This window comes from Pseudomonas sp. PDM09 (assembly GCF_014852305.1).
In the GTDB taxonomy this organism is placed as follows: Bacteria; Pseudomonadota; Gammaproteobacteria; order Pseudomonadales; family Pseudomonadaceae; genus Aquipseudomonas.
On the sequence record NZ_JACVBI010000008.1, the window covers coordinates 90,751 to 109,227 of the forward strand.

Annotated in this window: 18 protein-coding genes; 7 read left to right on the forward strand and 11 right to left on the reverse strand. The window is 60.0% G+C overall.

Annotated elements, in window-relative coordinates; all coding sequences use genetic code 11:
• Positions 1-141: 141 nt before the first annotated feature.
• The 8 genes from ppa to IB250_RS19755 all read right to left on the reverse strand — a co-directional run bounded on the left by ppa (position 142) and on the right by IB250_RS19755 (position 8,759).
• Positions 142-669 carry an inorganic diphosphatase gene (gene ppa, locus IB250_RS19720; protein WP_007894323.1) on the reverse strand — a complete coding sequence of 176 codons (528 nt, stop codon included), beginning with the start codon at positions 667-669 and terminating at the stop codon, positions 142-144.
• Between the two features lie 113 nt (positions 670-782).
• Complete coding sequence (locus IB250_RS19725; protein WP_192345301.1) at positions 783-1,595, reverse strand: zinc-dependent peptidase; 813 nt, start codon at positions 1,593-1,595, stop codon at positions 783-785.
• A gap of 6 nt (positions 1,596-1,601) precedes the next feature.
• Complete coding sequence (locus IB250_RS19730) at positions 1,602-2,258, reverse strand: DedA family protein (protein ID WP_192345302.1); 657 nt, start codon at positions 2,256-2,258, stop codon at positions 1,602-1,604.
• A gap of 340 nt (positions 2,259-2,598) precedes the next feature.
• Positions 2,599-3,060 carry a GNAT family N-acetyltransferase gene (locus tag IB250_RS19735; protein WP_095633937.1) on the reverse strand — a complete coding sequence of 154 codons (462 nt, stop codon included), beginning with the start codon at positions 3,058-3,060 and terminating at the stop codon, positions 2,599-2,601.
• A gap of 112 nt (positions 3,061-3,172) precedes the next feature.
• Positions 3,173-3,997: an ethanolamine ammonia-lyase subunit EutC gene (gene eutC, locus IB250_RS19740; protein WP_192345303.1), complete on the reverse strand. Its 825-nt coding sequence runs from the start codon at positions 3,995-3,997 to the stop codon at positions 3,173-3,175.
• A gap of 8 nt (positions 3,998-4,005) precedes the next feature.
• Entirely contained in the window at positions 4,006-5,400 is a 1,395-nt protein-coding gene (locus tag IB250_RS19745) for an ethanolamine ammonia-lyase subunit EutB (protein ID WP_192345304.1), read from the reverse strand.
• Positions 5,401-5,602: 202 nt separating this feature from the next.
• Positions 5,603-6,973 (reverse strand): ethanolamine permease, encoded by a 1,371-nt coding sequence (gene eat / locus IB250_RS19750; RefSeq protein WP_192345305.1) that lies wholly within the window; start codon positions 6,971-6,973, stop codon positions 5,603-5,605.
• A 265-nt stretch (positions 6,974-7,238) separates the two neighbouring features.
• Positions 7,239-8,759, reverse strand: a complete 1,521-nt coding sequence (locus tag IB250_RS19755) for an aldehyde dehydrogenase family protein (protein WP_192345306.1) — start codon at positions 8,757-8,759, stop codon at positions 7,239-7,241.
• Between the two features lie 296 nt (positions 8,760-9,055).
• On the opposite strand from IB250_RS19755, the gene IB250_RS19760 reads away from it, so the two are divergent.
• The 4 genes from IB250_RS19760 to IB250_RS19775 all read left to right on the forward strand — a co-directional run bounded on the left by IB250_RS19760 (position 9,056) and on the right by IB250_RS19775 (position 13,398).
• The gene (locus IB250_RS19760; RefSeq protein ID WP_192345307.1) at positions 9,056-10,969 is read left to right on the forward strand and encodes a sigma-54-dependent Fis family transcriptional regulator; all 1,914 of its coding nucleotides are present in this window, start codon (positions 9,056-9,058) and stop codon (positions 10,967-10,969) included.
• A 173-nt stretch (positions 10,970-11,142) separates the two neighbouring features.
• On the forward strand, positions 11,143-12,492 hold the full coding sequence (mpl, locus tag IB250_RS19765; protein ID WP_008009026.1) for a UDP-N-acetylmuramate:L-alanyl-gamma-D-glutamyl-meso-diaminopimelate ligase: 1,350 nt from the start codon (positions 11,143-11,145) through the stop codon (positions 12,490-12,492).
• Entirely contained in the window at positions 12,489-13,121 is a 633-nt protein-coding gene (ubiX, locus tag IB250_RS19770) for a flavin prenyltransferase UbiX (RefSeq protein ID WP_007894343.1), read from the forward strand. The genes mpl and ubiX overlap by 4 nt, the downstream gene beginning before the upstream one ends.
• Positions 13,114-13,398: a YceK/YidQ family lipoprotein gene (locus tag IB250_RS19775; RefSeq protein ID WP_008009029.1), complete on the forward strand. Its 285-nt coding sequence runs from the start codon at positions 13,114-13,116 to the stop codon at positions 13,396-13,398. Before ubiX ends, IB250_RS19775 begins: the two co-directional genes overlap by 8 nt.
• A gap of 127 nt (positions 13,399-13,525) precedes the next feature.
• On the opposite strand, the gene IB250_RS19780 is transcribed toward IB250_RS19775, so the two are convergent.
• From IB250_RS19780 to IB250_RS19790, 3 genes are all read right to left on the reverse strand, one after another.
• On the reverse strand, positions 13,526-14,167 hold the full coding sequence (locus IB250_RS19780; RefSeq protein WP_192345308.1) for an oxidoreductase: 642 nt from the start codon (positions 14,165-14,167) through the stop codon (positions 13,526-13,528).
• 27 nt (positions 14,168-14,194) lie between these two features.
• Complete coding sequence (locus tag IB250_RS19785) at positions 14,195-15,910, reverse strand: C13 family peptidase (RefSeq protein ID WP_192345309.1); 1,716 nt, start codon at positions 15,908-15,910, stop codon at positions 14,195-14,197.
• A 114-nt stretch (positions 15,911-16,024) separates the two neighbouring features.
• Positions 16,025-16,480: a MaoC family dehydratase gene (locus IB250_RS19790; RefSeq protein WP_123367685.1), complete on the reverse strand. Its 456-nt coding sequence runs from the start codon at positions 16,478-16,480 to the stop codon at positions 16,025-16,027.
• A gap of 194 nt (positions 16,481-16,674) precedes the next feature.
• Here IB250_RS19790 and IB250_RS19795 point away from each other — a divergent pair, with 194 nt between their 5' ends.
• The 3 genes from IB250_RS19795 to IB250_RS19805 are packed head-to-tail and all read left to right on the forward strand — an operon-like array spanning position 16,675 to position 18,351.
• Positions 16,675-17,037, forward strand: a complete 363-nt coding sequence (locus tag IB250_RS19795; RefSeq protein WP_008070142.1) for a CidA/LrgA family protein — start codon at positions 16,675-16,677, stop codon at positions 17,035-17,037.
• Complete coding sequence (locus tag IB250_RS19800) at positions 17,034-17,750, forward strand: LrgB family protein (RefSeq protein WP_123498540.1); 717 nt, start codon at positions 17,034-17,036, stop codon at positions 17,748-17,750. The genes IB250_RS19795 and IB250_RS19800 overlap by 4 nt, the downstream gene beginning before the upstream one ends.
• A 10-nt stretch (positions 17,751-17,760) precedes the next feature.
• Positions 17,761-18,351, forward strand: coding sequence for an LON peptidase substrate-binding domain-containing protein (locus IB250_RS19805; protein WP_192345310.1), 591 nt, complete (start codon positions 17,761-17,763; stop codon positions 18,349-18,351).
• Positions 18,352-18,477: the final 126 nt, after the last annotated feature.

Below are 18,477 nucleotides of genomic sequence, written 5' to 3' on the forward strand. Positions count from 1 at the left end.
GTGGAAATTAAACGAGAAAAAACCAATGCACCCAAGCGTTAAGCGACCGGTTTAAAAGAGGCTTTGCAAGCGCGCACAAAAAACCCCGGATCAACCGGGGTTCTTCTTCAAACGTCGCAGCTAGAAGCTTACCGCGGCTTCTCAGCCTTTATAGGCAGCAACCGACTTGGTGATCGCGTCGCGGGCGGCATCTGCGCCGGCCCAGCCTTCGATCTTGACCCATTTGCCTTTTTCGAGATCTTTGTAGTTCGCGAAGAAGTGCTCGATCTGCTGAATCAGCAGCGCAGGCAAGTCGGTGTATTCCTTCACGTCGACGTACAGCTGGGACAGCTTGTCGTGTGGAACCGCGATCACTTTGGCATCGCCGCCGCCGTCGTCGGTCATGTTCAGGATGCCGACTGGACGCGCGCGGATTACCGAGCCTGGGGCAACCGGGTAAGGGGTCACGACCAGCACGTCGAGGGGGTCACCGTCGTCGGCCAGGGTGTTGGGGATGTAACCGTAGTTGGCCGGGTAGAACATCGGGGTGGCCATGAAACGGTCAACGAACAGGCAATCGCTGTCTTTGTCGATTTCGTATTTGATCGGCGCGTGGTTGGCCGGGATCTCGATCGCGACGTAGATGTCGTTCGGCAGGTCTTTGCCAGCCGGAATCTTGCTGTAGCTCATTGGGCGGTGCCCCCGTTAGTTGACCAGAAAAACTTGGCCGGATTGACCAAAAAGTGGCGGCGATTATAGGCATATTCTGCCACCGTTGCCATGCGCCAGAGGTCGTGTAGACCTTAGTCGTGTGCCTGATAGACAGGGTTCTCGGCCAGAAGTTGCTGCAATCGGGCCAATGGGTCCTGCCGATAAAACAGCTTCAGCTGCTCATAGACCTGTGGATAAGTCTCGTGCAGCAAGTCCGGTGCGCTGAAGAAGTATTCGCTGGTGACGGCGAAGAACTCGGCGGGGTTTTCCGCTGCGTAGGGGTCGATGGCGGTTTCGGCGTCGGGGTTGCGGTCCAGTTGCCGGTCGAGGTCGTCATAGGCTTCTTGCATGATGCTGGCCCAGTCGCTGACGCGCATATCGGTATGCAGCGGTGGCAAGCCATTGGCGTCGCCGTTGAGCATGTCGAGTTTGTGCGCGAGTTCGTGGATCACCAGGTTGTAGCCTTCCCAGCCACCACTGGCCATCACGCCAGGCCAGGCGAGGATGATCGGGCCTTGCTGCCAGGCTTCGCCGCTGTGTTCGCCGTCCCATTCGTGTTCGACGCCGCTGGCATCGCGATGGCGCTGGGGGCTGAGGAAATCGTCGGGGTAGAGGATGATTTCGTGAAAGCCCTGATACCAGTTCAGATCGCCCAGATGCAGCAGCGGCAATTGGGCCTGGGCGGCGAGCAGCAGGCGTTGCTCCTGGTGAAGCTCGACGCCGGGCAGGGCGGTCAGGTGTTTATCTTGCAGAAACAATACGCAGGCTTCGCGCAGCCAGCGGTCTTCGGCTGCGCTGATGCCATCGAGAAACCTCAGGTGATGGCGCACCCGTTGCCACATGTCGTCGGCAATCGGATGCCTGGCCAAGGTGCGCCGGCGTCGCCAGGCGCTAAGGGACCACATCGTGAGTCAGCGGGGTTCGGCTTTGGACGCGGCATTCCCGAGGCGGCTGCGGATCACGCTGATAATCATCGGCAGCAGCGACAGCAGGATGATGCCCACTACCAGCAGTGACAGGTTCTTCTTGATGAACGGTACGTTGCCGAAGAAGTAGCCGAGGGTTACCAAGCCGCCCACCCAGAGGATGGTGCCAAGGATGCTAAAGGCAAAGAAACGCGGGTAAGGCATTTTGCCAACACCGGCGACGAACGGGGCAAAGGTACGGATGATTGGCAGGAAGCGCGCCAGGGTCACGGTTTTGCCGCCGTGCTTGTCGTAGAAGTCGTGGGTTTGTTGCAGATAGTCGCGGCGGAATATTTTCGAGTTCGGGTTGCTGAACAGCTTTTCGCCGGCGGTGCGGCCGATCAAGTAGTTGGTGCTGTCACCGAGAATCGCCGCCAGCATCAGCAGGCCGCCCAGCAGCACCGGGTCCATGCTGCCACCGGCCGCCACGGCGCCGGCGATGAACAGCAGGGAATCGCCCGGCAGGAACGGCATCACCACCAGACCGGTTTCGCAGAAGATCACCAGAAACAGAATGGCGTAAATCCATGCCCCGTAGTTAGTTACCAGCAGGTCGAGGTAAACATCGAGATGCAGGATAAGGTCGATCGGGTTGAAATCCATGGAAAGCACCTGTGGTGATGGCCCGACTCTGCAGGCCTGTGCGGATGGCTTCGCGTAAGACTACAGCTAAGTGTGATTTTTCTTACGAGCCGGAAGAATGGGCATTATACGGGGAGAGAAGTGAAAAACGCCTCGAGTTTGTAGCGAGGGATGTCGATGGAACGATCATAGGCCTGTTGGCATTGCACAATCTTTGTGGCGAGGGGGCTTGCCCCCGTTGGGCTGCGAAGCGACCCCTAAACCAGGTAGTCACGGTTTTTCAGATACACCGCATGCTCAGGTTTTACGACGGCTGCGCCGCCGAGCGGGGGCAAGCCCCCTCGCCACAAAGGCCCCGTGCTTACAGCTCCTCACTGATCGGCAACACGTAGTTCTTGAACTCGGTGTCTTCCCTGAACCCGATGGATTCGTAGGTTTTCTGCGCGACTTCGTTGTTGCTGCTGGTGGAAACGCGCATGCGCACGGCATTGGTTTCCTTGGCCATTTTTTTCGCGGTACGGATCAGGTTGTCGGCCACCAACTGGCGACGGGCGTCTTCGGCGACGTAGATGTCGTTGAGGATCCACACGCGTTTAAGCGAAAGAGACGAAAAGCTGGGGTACAACTGACAAAAACCCATCAGTTTGTTGTTGTCGTCATCGGCCAGGGCCAGGTAGATCACCGACTCCTTGCGGCGCAGGCGTTTCTCGAGGAACGCCCGGGACGAGTCCGGATACGGCAGGGAACCGTAAAACTCACGATATTTGACGAACAACGGGGTCAGCAGGTCGAGGTGTTCGAGGGTCGCTTGAATAATCCGCATGGTAGGTCTCGTCTTCAAGTGGCTGTCTTACGTGGTGACGGCGACGGGAAACCCTGGCGGCCGTGCATCGATCCTGCCTGAAACCTGAATAGAAACGCAATGCGGAAACGGTTCAGGTATCCGACGGGCTCAGTAGGAAATTACCTTTCATATCCGCACCAATGTCCGACTCCAGCGTCTGAACCTGGGCTTCGTCCTTCAGACTGACCCCCGATAACTGCCGCCGACAGGCTTCGCGCATTAAATACAGCAAGCGGTGTGCCGCCATGCCGTAACTCAAGCCTTCGAGCCGGACATTCGAGATGCAGTTGCGATAGGCGTCTGTCAGTCCGACTTTGGGATTATAGGTGAAATACAACCCCAGGCTGTCTGGCGAGCTCAAGCCGGGGCGTTCGCCGATCAAAATGACCACCATTTTCGCGCCTAATAGCTCGCCAATCTCGTCGGCCACTGCAACTCGGCCCTGTTCCACCAGAATCACCGGCGACAGGGACCAACCCTCAGCGGCTGTCTGTTCTTCCATGCGCGCCAGAAACGGTAAGGTGTGGCGATGAACGGCCAATGCCGAGAGGCCATCGGCCACCACAACGGCCAAATCGATGCCGCCAGGATGGCTCAGCGCGTAGTCGCGCAGGGTCTGCGCCGACTCATCACTCAACTTGCGCCCCAAATCGGGGCGCTGCAGATAGCTGTTCCGGTCCGTGGCGGCGCTGTGCAACAGCAAACTCTCACGCCCACGCTCGGCCAGTTGCGAATTCAGCCCCCTGTGGTCGAACGGCAGGTGCACCGCATCCCGGGCCTGTGCATGGGCGTACTGAAAATCCAGCTGCGCGCTGGTCGGCATACTGGTGCCTGTACGACCGAGGGCAATACGTGCTGGGGTCAGGCGACGCAGTTCCAGCAATGGGTTTTGCGGATCGACAGGTGGTTTATCCATCTCAATACTCATCCCAGTTGCGCCATGGCTTGGCGGAAGGCCGGCGGGAGGTTGTCGCCGAAGTGAATTTGGCCGTCTGCCTGGGTGAAAATGCCCATGTTCGCCAGCCACAGTTCAAACTCCGGCGCCGGTTTCAGGCCCAGGGTTTTGCGGGCGTAGAGGGCGTCGTGGAACGACGTGGTCTGGTAATTGAGCATGATGTCGTCAGAGCCGGGGATGCCCATGATGAAGTTGATCCCGGCCACGCCCAGCAGGGTCAGCAGGGTGTCCATGTCGTCCTGATCGGCCTCGGCGTGATTGGTGTAACAGATGTCGCAACCCATGGGCACGCCCAGCAACTTGCCGCAGAAATGGTCTTCGAGGCCGGCGCGGATGATCTGTTTGCCGTTGTAGAGGTATTCGGGGCCGATGAAGCCTACGACGGTGTTCACCAGAAACGGTTTGAAATGGCGTGCCACAGCATAGGCGCGGGTTTCGCAGGTCTGTTGATCGATGCCATGATGGGCGTTGGCCGACAAGGCGCTGCCCTGGCCAGTCTCGAAATACATCAGATTCTGGCCCAACGTGCCGCGATTCAGGCTCAAGCCCGCGTCATAGCCTTCCTGCAAGACGTTGAGGTTGATACCGAAACTGGCGTTGGCCGCTTCAGTGCCGGCGATCGACTGAAATACCAGGTCCAGCGGAACGCCGCGATTCACCGCCTCGATGGAGGTGGTGACGTGGGTCAGCACGCAGGCCTGTGTAGGAATTTCGTAACGCTGGATGATCGCATCGAGCATTTCCAGCATGGCGCAGATCGAAGCGATGCTGTCGGTGGCCGGGTTGATACCGATCATCGCGTCACCGTTACCGTACAGCAAGCCGTCGAGAATGCTCGCGGCGATGCCGGCCGGTTCGTCGGTGGGGTGATTGGGTTGCAGGCGCGTCGAGAGTCGGCCGCGCAGGCCCAGAGTGCCGCGGAATTTCGTGACCACGCGGATTTTCTGCGCCACCAGTACCAGGTCTTGCACGCGCATGATCTTCGACACGGCAGCGGCCATTTCCGGGGTCAGGCCCGGGGCGAGGGCACGCAGGCTCTGTTCGTCGGCGGCGTCGCTGAGCAGCCAATCGCGTAAGCCACCGACAGTGAGGTGGCTGACCGCTTTAAAAGCCTGCTTGTCGTGGGTGTCGATGATCAGCCGGGTGACTTCATCGGCCTCGTAAGGAATCAGTACTTCCTGCAGGAAGTGAGTCAGCGGGATGTCAGCCAGGGCCATCTGCGCGGCCACCCGCTCACCATCGTTGAGGGCGGCAACGCCGGCCAGAAAGTCCCCCGAGCGCGCCGGGCTGGCTTTGGCCATGACGTCTTTGAGACTGTCGAAGCGGTAGGTCTGGGCGCCGACGGTATGGGCAAATACGGCCATGGGGCGGTGTCCTCCTGATTCAGTAAATAACTCAAATGCACCGCCGAGCCCCTGTGGGAGCGGGCTTGCTCGCGAAGGCGGAGTGTCATCCACCACACATGTTGAATGTCAGACCGCATTCGCGAGCAAGCCCGCTCCCACATTGGATCTCTGTGCACTTCAATATGGCAGGCGCCGGGAATCAGCCCGGCGCCGGTGCAACTCAGACGCCTTCGAGCATTGCATCCGCCGGCGCATCGGAACGCTGCTTGGCCGTCAGTTGGAAATACAGGTAACCGGCCGCCATGAACCCGAGGAACACACACCCGATCAAGGTGTTGAACCACGCCATCGCAACCAGGCACACCACGGCCAGAAACAGCGCGATCCCCGGCACGATCGGGTAACCCGGTGCGCGGAAGGTGCGTTCCAGGTTCGGCTCGGTTTTACGCAATTTGAACAGGCTCAGCATACTGATGATGTACATCACGATGGCGCCGAATACCGACATGGTGATCATTGCCGCCGTCAGCGTCATGCCCTGCAGGTTGACCAGGCCGTCGCTGTAGATTGCCGCGATGCCGATCACGCCGCCCGCCAGAATCGCCCGGTGCGGCGTCTGGAAGCGCGAGAGTTTGGCCAGCCCTTTGGGCAGGTAACCGGCGCGAGCCAGGGCGAAGAACTGTCGCGAGTAGCCGAGGATGATCCCGTGGAAACTCGCCACCAGGCCGAACAGGCCGATCCAGACCAGCATGTGCATCCAGGTCGAATTATTGCCGACCACGGCTTTCATCGCCTGAGGCAGCGGATCGTTGATGTTCGACAGTTGGCGCCAGTCGCCGACACCGCCCGCCATCACCATGACGCCGATGGCCAGGAACACCAGGGTCAGAATGCCACTGACGTAAGCCCTGGGAATCGTGCGTTTCGGGTCCTTGGCTTCCTCGGCGGCCATGGCGGCGCCTTCGATGGCGAGAAAGAACCAGATCGCGAAAGGAATTGCCGCAAAGATGCCGGGAATCGAGGCCATGGTGAATTCGTTGGAACCCGACCAACCATTGAGCACGAAATTGCTGAAGCTGAAGCCCGGTGCGACCACGCCCATGAACACCAGCAACTCGGCGACCGCCAGCACGGTGACCACCAATTCGAACGTGGCAGCGATGCTCACGCCGAGGATATTCAAGCCCATGAACACGAAATAGGCACCAACAGCGGCGATCTTCGGGTCCAGTTCCGGGTATTGCACGTTGAGGTAGGCGCCGATAGCCATGGCAATTGCCGGTGGCGCAAAGACGAATTCGATCAGGGTCGCAATGCCGGCGATCAGTCCGCCTTTTTCGCCGAAGGCCCGGCGGCTATAGGCAAACGGCCCGCCAGCGTGGGGAATGGCGGTGGTCAATTCGGTGAAACTGAAGATAAAGCAGGTGTACATCGTCGCCACCATCAGGGCGGTGACGAGAAAACCCAGGGTCCCTGCGGTGCCCCAGCCGTAACTCCAGCCGAAGTACTCGCCGGAAATCACCAGGCCGACGGCAATGCCCCATAGGTGCAGGGTGCCGAGTGTGGGTTTGAGCTGTGTAGTAGAAGTCATAAGTCCTCTCTGTCTTTTTTATTGTTTGATCTGTTGGACTTTCGGGTATGGCGTTTTCGTGTAATTCGGGCACGCAAAGCCCGTGCCAGAGCATCAGGGCGATAATTGGTGTGTCATTGAGGGCGTCTTCGCGAGCAAGCCCGCTCCCACATTGGGGGGGTGGTGTGCCTGATAGTGGGCACGCCGGAAATCCTATGTGGGAGCGGGCTTGCTCGCGAAGGCGGTTCGAAGGGCGATACAGAACTACCTGTATCGCCTCCGGTTTTTAGAAGAAGCCCAACGGATTGATGTCGTAGCTCACCAGCAGGTTTTTGGTCTGCTGATAGTGATCGAGCATCATTTTGTGGGTTTCACGGCCGACGCCGGACTTTTTGTAACCACCGAACGCGGCGTGAGCCGGGTACAGGTGATAGCAGTTGGTCCACACACGACCGGCCTTGATGGCGCGGCCCATGCGGTAGGCGCGGTTGATGTCGCGGGTCCAGAGGCCGGCGCCCAGGCCGAACTCGGTGTCGTTGGCGATGGCCAGGGCTTCGGCTTCGTCCTTGAAGGTGGTGATGCTCACCACCGGGCCAAAGATTTCTTCCTGGAATACGCGCATTTTGTTGGTGCCCTTGAGCAGGGTCGGCTGGATGTAATACCCGGTCGCCAGGCTGCCCTCGAGTTTTTCCACTTTGCCGCCGGTCAACAACTCGGCGCCTTCGCCCTTGGCGATTTCCAGGTACGAAAGGATTTTGTCGAATTGCTGCTCGGATGCCTGGGCGCCGACCATGGTGTCGGTGTCCAGCGGGTCGCCACGTTTGATTTGCAGGACTTTGTTCATGACCACTTTCATGAACTCGTCGTAGATCGACTCTTGCACCAAGGCGCGGGACGGGCAGGTGCAGACTTCGCCTTGGTTGAAGAATGCCAGCACCAGGCCTTCGGCAGCTTTTTCGATGAAGCTTGGCTCAGCTCTCATGATGTCTTCGAAGAAGATGTTCGGCGACTTGCCACCCAGCTCCACGGTGGACGGAATGATGTTTTCGGCGGCGCATTTCATGATGTGCGAGCCGACCGGGGTCGAACCGGTGAAAGCGATCTTGGCGATGCGCTTGCTGGTGGCCAGGGCTTCCCCGGCTTCTTTGCCGAAGCCTTGCACCACGTTGAGCACGCCGGGTGGCAGCAGGTCGCCGATCAGTTCCATCAGCACGGTGATGCCCAGCGGGGTTTGCTCAGCCGGTTTAAGGACCACGCAGTTACCGGCGGCGAGGGCCGGGGCAAGTTTCCAGGCGGCCATCAGGATCGGGAAGTTCCACGGAATGATCTGCCCGACCACGCCCAGAGGTTCATGGATGTGATAGGCCACGGTGTTGCCGTCGATCTCGGCGGCGCTGCCTTCCTGGGCGCGGATGCAACCGGCGAAGTAGCGGAAATGGTCGGCGGCCAGCGGGATGTCGGCGTTGAGGGTTTCGCGAACGGCCTTGCCGTTGTCCCAGGATTCGGTGATCGCCAGCACCTCCAGGTTCTGTTCGATGCGATCGGCGATTTTCAGCAGGACCAGCGAGCGTGCCTGGGCGGACGTGGCGCCCCAGGCATCGGCGGCGGCATGGGCAGCGTCCAGGGCCTTTTCGATGTCTTCGGCGCTGGAGCGTGGGAATTCGGCAATAGGTTGGCCGTTGACCGGCGAGGTATTGGTGAAGTACTGACCTTTGACAGGCGCGACGAACTCGCCGCCGATGTAGTTACCGTATTTGCTCTTGAACGAAACGATAGCGCCTTCAGTACCGGGGTGAGCGTAACGCATGATGGGTTTCTCCTTGGCTTTTGTGCTTATAAGGGAGGACGCGCTAAAGCGCTGCATTAAGCGTAGAGCAAAGGTCGGGCCACTGCGTTGCAGGTCAGGTAAATCAAGGCCTTGCGCAGTTTTTGTCGGACCGGTGGACTCTGGCTGTGACGGTTTCGGTACGGTCCCTGTGACACTTTGTACCGCTTCTGGCGCAACGTGTGACGGGACGGGCTCGCCAGCATTGCAATACACGTCACGCTGGAGGATGCTCGGCACAACAGGGGGTGTAAACCGCTCGGGGAGAATAATAAGAAATGCACGATAACCATTTGAGTCGCCATGCCCAGCAAGTGCTGACCGTGACCCAAGGCAAATCCCACCTGCACGGTCCCGGCAGCGATCCGTCCATCGCCCGTTCCTGGCTGCGTTGTCTTGAGGATTATCACCTCGACCCGGCCCTGACCATGGCGCCGACGGTGCTGGAGCATGGTCGTGTGCTGGAAAGCCGCGAACGTTTGCAGCAAGTGCTGCAGATCGCCGGCACCGAAATGACCAGCCTCCACCAGCAACTTTCCGGCGCTGGCCACGCGGTGCTGCTGACCGATGCTCGCGGGGTGATCCTCAACTGCGTCACCGCGCCCACCGAACGGAAGATTTTCGAGCGCGCCGGCCTTTGGCTTGGCGCCGACTGGAGCGAAGCCTGCGAAGGCACCAACGGCATTGGCACCTGCCTGGTGGAGCGCCAATCCCTGACCATCCATCAAGACGAACATTTTCGGGGGCGTCACACCGGCCTGACCTGCTCGGCGAGCCCGGTGTTCGATCCGCACGGCGAGCTGCTGGCGGTGCTCGACGTGTCTTCGGCGCGTCACGAGGTTTCGCGTCAGAGCCAGTTCCACACCATGGCCCTGGTCAATCTGTCGGCGAAGATGATCGAGAGCTGCTATTTCCTGCGTTACTTCGACAATCAATGGTTGCTGCGTTTTCACCTGCAGGCCGAATCCGTCGGGCTGTTCAGCGAAGGGTTGCTGGCGTTCGATGGGGAAGGGCGGATCAGTGCGGTCAACCAGAGTGCGCTGAATTTGCTGGGGCATATTCGTGGTGGGCTGTTGGGCAAACCGGTGGAGGCGTTTTTCGACTGCTCGCTGGATGAGTTGCTTGGCCGTGCGAGCGCCAATGCCAGCGCCAGTTGGCCATTGCGCACCCGTGACGGGCGGCGGTTGTTTGCCGTATTGCGCGGGCAGCCGCGCAGTATTCCGGTGCCGGTGGTGCAAAGCCCGATGGTCGCCGAGCGTCCGCGCTTGTCAGGCATTTGCCTGGGCGATGCCGCGTTGCAGGAGGATTTCCGCAAGGCCTTGCGCGTGTTTGAACGGGACGTGCCGTTGCTGATCAATGGCGAAACCGGCTCAGGCAAGGAAGCTTTCGCCAAAGCCGTGCATCAGGCCAGTCAACGGGCAGCAAAATCGTTCGTTGCCCTCAATTGCGCGGCGATCCCCGAAAGCCTGATCGAGAGCGAACTGTTCGGCTATCGCGGCGGCAGCTTCACCGGTGCCCGCAAGGAAGGCATGCGCGGCAAGCTGCAGCAGGCCGATGGCGGGACGTTGTTCCTCGATGAAATCGGTGACATGCCGCTGAGCATGCAGACCCGGCTATTAAGGGTGCTGGAAGACCGTCAGGTGGTGCCGATTGGCGGTGAGCCGGAACCTGTCAATGTACGGATCATCAGCGCCACCCACCGCAATCTGCTTGAACGGGTGCAGGACGGCAGTTTTCGCGAGGATTTGTATTACCGGCTCAATGGATTGGAGGTCGCATTGCCGGCGCTGCGTGAGCGCGCTGACAAATCACAGTTGCTCGACTTTTTGCTGGCCGAAGAAGCGGGCGGGGAGACGGTGCTGATTGATGCCCCGGCGCGGCAGGCCTTGCTGGATTTTGCCTGGCCGGGGAACGTGCGGCAGCTGCGCAATGTGCTGCGGACCCTGGCAGCGTTGTGTGACGGCGGGCGGATCGGGCTGGAGGATTTGCCGGCGACGATTCGCCAGGCCCGACCGGTGACGGCGTCGGCGGTTGAAGAACCTTCCGAGTATCCGCTGGACGATGCCGAGCGGTTGGCATTGCTGACGGTGCTGGAACAGCAGCGCTGGCATATGACGCACACCGCCGAACAGCTGGGCGTGAGCCGCAATACCCTCTACAGAAAGCTGCGCAAACACGGTATCGCCCGCTAGATACACCGGATCCTGACTTTGTAGGAGCGAGGCTTGCCCGCGAAGCTTTTGGCGTACGCGAGGACGCCTTCGCGGGCAAGCCTCGCTCCTACAGGTTCTGCGGTGATTTCAAACTCTGAGTGCGAATTTCCCCTCCCTACGCTAACCTGCGGCCATGTTTTACGAGGTCGACTATGCACATTCATATTCTTGGTATCTGCGGCACTTTCATGGGTTCGATGGCGGTTCTGGCCAAAGAGCTGGGCCATCATGTGACGGGCTCCGATGCCAACGTCTATCCGCCAATGAGCACTCAGCTGCAAGCCCAGGGCATTGAGTTGACCCAAGGTTACGACCCGGCGCAGCTCGATCCGGCCCCGGACCTGGTGGTGATCGGCAATGCCATGTCCCGCGGCAACCCGGCCGTCGAATACGTGCTGAACAAAGGCCTGCCGTACGTCTCCGGCCCGCAATGGCTGGCCGATCACGTGTTGCAAGGCCGCTGGGTGCTGGCCGTCGCCGGCACTCACGGCAAAACCACCACCAGCAGCATGCTTGCCTGGGTCCTGGAGCACGCCGGCATGAGCCCGGGTTTCCTGATCGGCGGCGTGCCGCAGAATTTCTCGGTGTCGGCGCGTCTGGGTGATACGCCATTCTTCGTCATTGAAGCCGACGAATACGACAGCGCATTTTTCGACAAGCGCTCGAAATTCGTTCACTACCGTCCGCGCACGGCGATCCTGAACAATCTTGAGTTTGATCACGCTGACATCTTCCCCGATCTGCCGGCCATCGAGCGGCAGTTCCACCATTTGGTGCGGACCATTCCAAGCGAAGGCCTGGTGATCCATCCGACCACCGAACCGGCATTGCTGCGGGTTATCGAAATGGGCTGCTGGACCCCGGTGCAAACCACCGGTGCCGGCGGTCAGTGGCAAGTCAAACTGCTCAGTGAAGACGGCTCGAAATTCGAAGTGATGTTCGAAGGCGCCGTTCAAGGCGTGGTCGAGTGGGACATGACCGGTCAGCATAACGTCGCCAACGCCTTGGCCACCTTGGCCGCCGCACGTCATGTCGGCGTCGTGCCGTCGATGGGTATCGCTGCACTGAGCGCGTTCAAAAGCGTGAAGCGGCGGATGGAAAAGGTCGCGGAAGTGCGTGGCATCACCATTTACGACGACTTTGCTCACCACCCGACCGCCATCGCCACCACCCTCGACGGTCTGCGCAAACGCATTGGCGATGCGCCGCTGATCGCGATCATCGAGCCGCGCTCCAACTCCATGAAGCTTGGCGCGCACCGTGATGGCTTGCCGGAAAGTGTGGTCGATGCCGATCAGGTGATCTGGTATTCCCCGGCCAACCTCGGTTGGGATCTGGGCGCCACTGCGGCGTTGTGCACTGTGCCGTCGATCGTCAGCGATTCGCTGGAAGGCATCATCGAGCGCGTGAAGAGCCAGGCTCAGCCCGGTACTCATGTGGTGATCATGAGCAACGGCGGCTTCGGCGGCCTGCACGGCAAACTCGCCGAGGCGTTGCAATGAACAACGGCCCGGAACGCATCACGCTGGCGATGACCGGCGCTTCGGGCGCCCAGTACGGCTTGCGCCTGCTCGACTGCCTGGTGCGTGAAGACCGCGAGGTACACTTCCTGATTTCCAAGGCAGCGCAACTGGTGATGGCCACCGAGACCGATGTCTCGCTGCCGTCCAAACCACAGATGATGCAAGCCTTCCTCACGGAATACACCGGCGCCGCCGCCGGGCAGATTCGGGTGTATGGCAAGGAAGACTGGATGTCGCCAGTGGCGTCGGGCTCTGGCTCGCCAGCGGCGATGGTGGTGGTGCCGTGTTCCACCGGGACCTTGTCAGCTATCGCGACCGGCGCCTGCAACAACTTGATCGAGCGGGCTGCCGACGTGACCTTGAAGGAGCGCCGCCAGCTGATTCTGGTGCCCCGCGAGGCGCCGTATTCGAGCATTCATCTGGAGAACATGCTCAAGCTGTCGAACATGGGCGTGACGATTTTGCCGGCGTCGCCGGGCTTCTATCACCAGCCGCAGACTATCGATGACTTGATCGACTTCGTCGTGGCGCGAATTCTCAACTGTTTGAATATCCCGCAAGACATGCTGCCGCGTTGGGGCGAACACCATTTGAGCAGCGATGAATAAGCTGCTGATCATCCTGTTGGCTTTGCAATTGGCGGGCTGCGCCACCGCGCGCACCCTCGATGCCGCCAAGCCTGGAGCGCCGGTGGTGTATTCGGGGACGCGTCTGGATTTGTATGCGATGAACGGCGGTTGCTGCGCCATGGACCGATTTGGCGCCGAAGCGCCGAGTTATCCGGGTGTTGACCTGCCGGCCAGTGCGTTGCTCGACACGCTGCTGTTGCCGCTGTCGTTGTTGACGGTGATTGGCGTGAGTTTTCAAGCGACCGGTGGTTTGTAGCGCTCGGCGTTGAATCGATGTTGCGCCCTTCGCGAGCAAGCCCGCTCCCACATTTGATCTGTGTCATTCACAAATCCAATGTGGGAGCGGGCTTGCTCGCGAAGGCGTCCGTTTGGGCGCCGCTGAATTATTTTCCCAACTTGCGCAACTCATCCGACTCGACAATCCGCACGCCATCCTGCTCTTCCAGCGCCAGGCGCCACATGGCGCGGGCCAGTTGGCAGGCTTCGATGCCGTGGTATTTGCCCGGAATCAATTTCGACAATGGGCCGGCAACCCGCTCGGCCAGTCGCGGCTCGACGCGATCGCCCAACAACAGCGAAGGCCGGCAAATGGTCAGCTGCGGCCAATTCTGCGCGCGCAATGCGTGTTCCATCTCGCCTTTGACCCGGTTGTAGAAAATCGAGGATCTGCGATCGGCACCCAAGGCGCTGATCACGATCAAGTGCCGTGCGCCCATTTCCCGCGCACGTTTGGCGAAGGTTACGACCATGTCCAGGTCCACCGCGCGAAACGCTTCCTCGGAGCCGGCCTGCTTGATCGTGGTGCCGAGGCAGCAGTAGGCAATGTCGACGCGACCGTTCAATTGCGGCAAAAACACCGCCGGGTCGCCGACCGGGTTTTCCAGGTGAGGATGCTCGGCCAGTGGCCGGCGTGAGGGGGCTAATACCCGTGTAATCGTTGGCTCGTTGAGTAGACGGTCAAGCAAATGTTCACCGGTTAACCCGGTAGCTCCGGCAAGCAATACATGCTGAGGCGTCAAGTACATAGTCATTCCCCCTTGATACTATTCAGCTTAGTTGCTCTTTTCATCCTTGCTGATAGAGACACTTTGCAGTGCCTTTCGTGCCTGTTGTTTGCGCAACAGCTGCCAGTGGCTGAGAACGGTTTTCGGCGCCCAGATCTGTGGCTCGGAAGCTTCGAAGCTGTCGGCCAGTTCGCGCTCGGCCACGGTGGCACTGGCCAGTTTGAAGGCTTGCTCCAGATCGTCGGTCTGGTTCAGCGCCTGGGCGAACAGCGCGTCGCCGAAGTACGTGAAGTTGGCTTCTTCCGAACACCCAAAGGACACTCGATCGGCGCGCGAGGCGGTCATGATCAGGGTGCGTTCGTCCTTGAGAGCGGGAATGAAGCCGCCGGAATAACAGGATGAAATCACGATGATTTTGTCGCGCTTTTTCAGGGGCGCGAGGACGGCGGCGAGTTCGTCGGCGGGCAGGTCGGCCAGTTCCATGCGTGGCTGGTCGAGCACCAGTTCGTGTTCGCTGGTGCCGTGGCTGGTCAGGTAAATGAACAGCAGGTCTTCCGGGCCGCTGCGTTCGGCCAGGGTCTGGGCGGCGCGGCGCAGGTTTTCCCGGGTGGCCATCGGCCGGTCGCCGAGGTGATCGCGATGGTTGACCAGGCGGATCTGACCGAAGGCGCCGAAACGGCTGGCGAGCATGTTGGCGACGTAGTCGGACTCGCGCAGGAACACGCTCTGCTTGCCATCGCCGCCGAGGGTCAAGGTGTACAGTTCGACCGCCGGGGTTGAGGCCGGCACGTTGGCCAGTGCATCGTCGAGCAAGCGCCCTTGGGCCAACAAGCCGAGTTCGAGAGGGTCGGGCAGCAGCTTGCCGTCGGCGTCGCGCACGCGCTGACTGTTGACCCAGGTGCCGCTCTGCACCGTGCCATCGGTCAGCACCAAAGTACCTCGGCCCTGATAGTTGTCGCCGTCGAACTGGCCGATATAGAAACTGCCATCGGCCAGGTTCAAGCGACCCTGACCGGTGAAACGCCAGTCGCTGAAGTGACCGATGTAGTGACTGCCATCGGCGCCGATCAACTCGCCCTTGCCGCTGAGCACGCCTTCCTTGAAGTGACCGAGCCAGACATCGCCATCGGCGTTCTCGTAGCGGCCCTTGCCGTGCAGTTGATTGTTCTTGAAGCCGCCGACATAGATATCGCCATCGGCGCTGTTGAAGGTGCCATTGCCTTCCAGCTGACCGTCGGCGAAATGCCCGGTGAACAGATTGCCGCTGGCATCGCTGCGCTGGCCTTCGCCGTTGGGTTTGCCATGGGCGAATTGACCCTGGTACTGGCTGCCGTCTGCGAGTTCCAGACGACCGAGCCCTGAATATTGATCGGCCTTGAATTCGCCGCGGTAGGTCATGGCATTTTCTTTGAGGGTGCCTTCACCGTCGCGTCGACCCGCCTTGAAACCGCCGGTGTAGCTGCTGCCAGTGGTGGTCAGCGTGCCTTGGCCGTCGAATAGCCCTTGCTGGAATTGCCCGCGATAGACCTCGCCGTTGCTGCCATGCCATTCGCCCTGGCCATGCCATTGGCCTTTGTCGAACTGGCCGGCGTACCAGCTGCCGTTCGGGTAATCGATGCGGCCTTCACCTTGCAGCAAACCATTGACCAGATCACCGCGATAGCGTCCGCCATCCGGCAGGCGGGCATCAGGGGGCAACAGCGATTCGCCATCGCCGCAAGCGGTGAGCAATAGAGTCAAAGCAAGGAGTGCAAGTGAGCGCATAGCGGGATCCGGGCAATTAGGCGACCGAGTATGCCGCAGCTATGTGTCGCATTTATAGAGACACGGCACAGACACGGCGCGAAACAGCGTGAGCTGCTTCGCATCCGGGATGCTTTACACGAAGCAGAGGGACAGTGGCTCGGCGATATATGCCGGTTTGTCTGACCCTTCGATTTCAAGCGTGGCGGTGGCCTTGAGCAGCCATTGGCCGGGTTTTTTCTCGATGACCTCGTTCATGTCAACCTTGAGTCGCACCCTGGAATTGACCTTCACAGGCTGGATGAAACGCACAGTGTCCAAACCATAGTTGACCACCATCTTCGCGCCTTCGGGCAGGATGAGGATGTCTTCCATCAGTTTGGGGATCAGCGACAACGACAGGAAACCATGGGCGATGGTGCTGCCAAAAGGTGTTTGCGCGGCTTTGACCGGGTCGACATGGATGAACTGATAATCACCTGTGGCTTCTGCGAACAGGTTGATGCGTTCCTGGTCGATGGTGAGCCATTCGGAACGTCCGAGTTCCTTGCCGACATAATCTTTGAGCTCTGCAACTGGAACATAGGGCATTGAGACTCTCCTTGGGTCATCGGTTTTATAGTTTTCGAGTGGGGGGATTTGACCTCCCTGCGAACCACTTTAGATCAACATGGCAAATTGCTCCGGTCAACTATCCATGCTTTTGGCGAATGCCGATTCATAGCGTTGGCGTGCTTATAATGCCGGGTCCCTTCTTTGTGGGGAGCACGCGTGGGAGAGAATGGATGTTGTTACGTGGCCTGACCTGGCTGGTGCTTTTTCAATTGCTCGGCACCGCCCTCAACCATTTGTTTTTGCCGGTACTACCGGGGCCGATCATTGGCCTGCTGTTGCTGCTGGGATATCTGATTATTCGCGGTCAAGTCGGCGAGCCGCTGAACCTCGCGGCCAGCAGCCTGCTGCGTTATCTGCCGTTGCTGCTGGTGCCACCAGCGGTGGGCGTGATGGTTTACGCCGCCGATATCGCCGCGGATTTCTGGGCGATCACCGGTGCGCTGGTGTTGTCGCTGCTGCTATCGATGGCCTTCGCCGGCGTATTGATGCAGCGCCTGGTCAAGCGTCACGCGCATCGCGAGGACGACCAATGATTTTCGATTGGCAGGGCGCTTGGGCGGCGGTGATTCATCATCCATTGTTCGGTATCGGCATTACGTTGGGCGCGTATCAATTGGTGCTGGCGGCCTACGAGAAAACCCGCTGGATTTTTCTGCAACCGGTTCTGGTCTCCATGTTGCTGGTCATCGTTGTCCTGGTGGGTTGCGGCCTGAGCTACGCCGAATATCGCAAGAGCACCGAGATCCTCAGCATCTTGCTCGGGCCGGCCACTGTTGCGCTGGCGGTGCCGCTGTACCTCAATCTGCGGCGGATCCGGCAGTTGTTCTGGCCGATATTTACTACGCTGGTGATAGGCGGCGTGGTCGCCACGGGCATGGGTGTGTTGCTGGGCTGGGGCTTCGGCGCCGAACACATGATCCTGATGACCATGGCACCCAAATCGGTCACCTCGCCGATTGCCATGCTGGTGGCGGAGCAGATTGGTGGCGTCGCGGCACTGGCGGCGGTGTTCGTGTTGATTACCGGGGTAATCGGGGCGATCTTCGGGCCGAGTCTTTTGACCCGTCTCGGTGTCCACAGCCCAGAGGCTCGAGGCATGGCCCTGGGCATGACCGCTCATGCGGTCGGCACCTCGGTGGCCTTGCAGGAGAGTGAAGAATGCGGTGCCTTTGCGGCGCTGGCGATGAGTCTGATGGGCGTAGCCACGGCGGTGTTCCTGCCGTTGGCGGTGTCGATGGTGGTGTAAGGAAATGTCTATGAGTCTGCCGCTTTTTCCGCTGAACACGGTGCTGTTTCCGGACTGCATCCTCGACTTGCAGATCTTCGAGGCGCGCTACCTGGACATGATCGGTCGCTGCATGAAACAGGGCGGCGGTTTCGGTGTGGTGTGCATCCTCGACGGCAAGGAAGTCGGCATCGCCCCCGAAGGCTACGCACGGGTAGGGTGCGAGGCGCTGATCACCGATTTCCATCAGCAAGACAATGGCCTGCTGGGCATTCGGGTGAAAGGCGGGCGACGCTTTCATGTGGTGCGCACCGAGGTGCAGCGCGACCAGTTGATCGTCGCCGAAGTCGAATGGCTCAAAGATGAACCCGAACAACCACTACAGGATGAAGACGCCGACCTGGTCGCGCTGCTCAAGGCCTTGGCGGAACATCCGATGGTCGAAGCGCTGAACATGGGCACCGAAGCGACGGGGCAGCAGTCGCTGGCCAACCAGTTGGCGTACCTGTTGCCGTTTGCCGAGGTGGACAAGATAAACCTGCTGCAACTCGATGATCCGCAGCAGCGGCTGGATGCGATTCAGGCGTTGCTGGATGAGTTGCAGGGTGAGTTGTTTGCCTGACGTCCGCTAAAAGATCGCACCTGTAGCAGCTGCCGAGCCTGCGAGGCTGCGTTCGGCGGCGAAGCCGTCGTAAAAACCAGACAACGCGGTCTTTCAGGCAAACCGCATAAGCAGGATTTGCGAGGA